Raw genomic sequence first — 3506 nt, forward strand, 5'->3', positions numbered from 1 at the left:
ATTGTCTGCTTACTACATGGCAGAGATGATTCGTACCGCGCTCTGAATGCCGCGACGGAGGGGCTTGTGCCTGATAAAGGTGCGCAATGAAGAGCCTGACGGCTGCTTTCACCTTGTGCAGAAAAGAGCTTGCTATCGCCGATGACGGCGTAGCTGCGACTGCTGCGGGGGACGGCGGCGTTACGGCGGCTCAGTCGGATACGACGCGACTGTTCGCACTGCCGTTGTATACAGCGCGGCCGCCTGAAAGCTGCGGACGCATCAATCCCAGTGTTCTCCATGTACCCCTCGCCCTGAGTTGCCACCCGGCATCGCTCATCGCCTCGAAAGCAATGATTTCGTTATCTATCTGCCGTTGTACGGACCGACAAAAATGGCTCCGGTCACGTATGGAACCCGCAGATAGTTCCATGCCACAGCGAGTCCCCTTTCTCGCCGTCCCTATACTTCGAATAATGCGGGTCTATTTGTCAATAAGCAAAAACTTGCGATACATCGCAATATTTTGCCAACCCCTACTCAGAGGTTATTCCCTGCCACGACAGGCACCCGTGGCCGCATGCTTCGCTTACCCTCAAGTCCTGGCTTGTGCCAGCACGATCGCGTTCTGACGATGCTTTACCGCGAACCATATTCGCCAGAAATACAGTGCGCCAATGATCGCCTCGAAGGCCGAACCGATAACCCAGCTGGTTGGAAGGAAATCCGCATTACCAACATGCCGCATCGTCGTCATGTAGATTGTCGGGATGCTGAGTACCCACATCAGGATCAACCGCGTAACGAACAGAAACCTGGTCAAGCCGAAGGCTTCCAATACCGCCGAGCCCGTCATCGAAAATGCAAACGCCAGCGAATACGTCCAAAGTATCTGCGATGTGGCGATAGATGCCCGCCTTATCTCTTCTGGCTTGTCACTCAAGCCGAAAGGATCGAGTAGCAGGCCCGGCGTGGCTATCTGGAAGAACGAAATCACCACGACATATGTGAGCTCGATCGCCAGCGTTGCGAAGATTATCTTCGGTATCTGCGGATAATCGTTTTCGCCGAGCGCATTTCCGCATAACACGCTGCATCCGATACTCAGACCAATCAGCGGAATGATACCGATGTAATTCACCGTCAAGTTGACGTTGTTGGCTGCGAGGGCAATCGCTCCGAGCCCCGCAATGATCCAGATGAAGGCCGCATTCCCAAGATTGGAAAGGCCGGTGGATATACCCAGGTTGAAGCCTTTGATGATACGCGGAAGCACGTCCGTCAACGTGAGGCCGTTGCGCTTGAGTACCACGCCTTTCAAATTGCTCCAGACATCGCGTGGCACGTAGGCCAGATAGCAGACCAGAATCGCCAGGGTGCCGAGCAGGGTTCCGATGGCCGAGCCGCGCATGCCCAGTTCAGGCAAACCGAATTTGCCAAACACCAGACCGATCGTCATGAAGATCACTACCGCCTGACCGATCAGACCGGCGATCAACGTGATGCGCGTTTTACCGATGCCATTGAAATAGGAAGAGAACGCCATGTTCAAGGTCATGGCGCTACCAAAGTAGGCCGACCAGTAAAGGAACTGCGACTCCAGCCGGGTGACGGATGGCGGCCGGTGACTCAGGAAGGGAATCTGCTCGAGAAGCGGCGCCAACAACAATAAGATGACCGCGAAGGCGACACCGACCACGATGCCGATCGCCGCCTGGTAAGCCGCCTCGCCCTGCCCGGATCGTCCATACGCCTGTGCCACGCATGACCGCGAGAACCCGACTACGGCAGTGAAAAAGCCGACGATCGCCATCGCGGTATAAATCGCCGGACCGGAGGCAGCCAACGAGTCGATCGAATATCTCGCCAGGCAGATTCGGTCGACAAGCAGCATGATCATGTTGCCTACCATTGAACCCATCAACGGCATGGACACGTTCAAGATTTTTTTGGCTATTCGAAAATCGAAGCCAACGCTAGTGGGGTTCAATGCGATGTCCCATGAGATGCCACGGTTGTCAGGTGCGAAGCTTGATGCGGACCGGGAGAGCGCTGGGCCCCATAAAGAAGTTCATGATCTGCTCGACCGGAGGCGCCTTGGGGTCCAACTCCAATTCAAAATTGCGCATGATCATCGACACCACGACCTTGATTTCGGTCAGGGCGAGGAAACGACCGGGACAAAGACGCGAGCCGCCACCGAATGGAAAGATCTTGCGTGCGGGATCATCGTCTCTGGCCGGTTTGTGCTCGAAGATCCAGCGCTCCGGCTTGAATGCCTCGTTTTGCGGGAACTGATCCTCATCCAGGCCCTCGCCGATGGTCGATACGATGATCGCCGAGTCCTTCGGAATAAACGTATCGGCGACCACGCAGTCGGCGTTGCTGCCAAGCCCAATGAACGGCGCAACCGACCTTAGCCGCTGGGTCTCGTTGTGCGCAGCCTCCAGATACGGGAACTGCTTCATGAGCTCCCATTCACGCGCCAGCGGGGCGTCGCCCAGCACGGCATCGGCTTCTGCCGCCAATGCGGCCGCGGCCGCGGGGTTCTGCGACAGTAGATTGATCATCCAGGCAATCGTGTTGGCCGTCGTGTCTTCACCGCCGATTACGCTAAGGATGGCGTTGCTGACCAGCTCCTGGTCGGTGAAATCCGAATCGGGATTGTCGCTCGCCGCAATCATCGCCTCCAACATATTGCTCGGCTTTTGTTGCAGATGTGGCTGCTGTTTCATGCGCTCGCGCGCGTTCCGGATGAACGCCGTCACCGACTGCTCGACTTCAGCCGCGGACCTGTCGGCCGCGTGATCGACCGGCAACTTGAAGTAGCGCCAGTAAGGTAGCAGTGCCCCGTTACGGCTGCCCAGGCGCCTGAACAGATTATCGATATTGCGTTGCAACTGGTTGTCATCATCGTTGACCGCATCGATGTCATGCCCCATCGCAATGCCTACGATAATGTCCAACGCCAGCGCTTTCAGGTCGCGACGCAGATTGACCGGCTTGCCGTCAGCCAGCGCGGCCTTCCAGCGCAGCAGCATACGCTCGGTCATGAACACCATCGTGGGGAAGAAATTCCTGATGACCTCGGCGTTGAGCCCGCCCATCACCAGCTTGCGCTGCTTGCGCCACTCCTCACCCTCGGCGGTAATGACGCCGCTGATGTTCAGTTCGTTCATGACTGTCTTAAGACCTCGGCTACGTCTGAAGCTGTCGGGTCGCTCTCGTAGCAGGTTGTTGACAGATTCACGGTCGGACACGACGACAATCGGATAGCCCAGGACTGTCATACGAAAGATCGGGCCGAATTCCCGAATCCATTTCGCCAGTGTCAGGTGCAGCTGATGCCCACGCGTTTGCAGCAGGTTCCCCAGGAACGGCTGCCCCTTGGGGCCGGGCAAGTCTGCAATCGTACGCGTGTACTTGAGTTCTTCCGTGTTCTCCAGATCCGATTCAGGGACTAATGTATTTGAATCCATGATGGCTTTCCCGAATGTAAGTGTCGATATCAACCGTTTTGATGCCGG

General features: G+C 56.6%; 2 protein-coding genes. Both read right to left on the reverse strand.

What is annotated here, in order from left to right; translation table 11 throughout:
* Window positions 1-574 precede the first annotated feature (574 nt).
* Window positions 575-1909 carry an MATE family efflux transporter gene (locus QMG46_RS16390; protein ID WP_345781803.1) on the reverse strand — a complete coding sequence of 445 codons (1335 nt, stop codon included), beginning with the start codon at window positions 1907-1909 and terminating at the stop codon, window positions 575-577.
* An 88-nt stretch (window positions 1910-1997) separates the two neighbouring features.
* Entirely contained in the window at window positions 1998-3458 is a 1461-nt protein-coding gene (locus QMG46_RS16395) for a cytochrome P450 (RefSeq protein ID WP_281848916.1), read from the reverse strand.
* Between the last annotated feature and the right edge of the window lie 48 nt (window positions 3459-3506).

This window comes from Dyella sp. GSA-30 (assembly GCF_027924605.1).
In the GTDB taxonomy this organism is placed as follows: Bacteria; Pseudomonadota; Gammaproteobacteria; order Xanthomonadales; family Rhodanobacteraceae; genus GSA-30.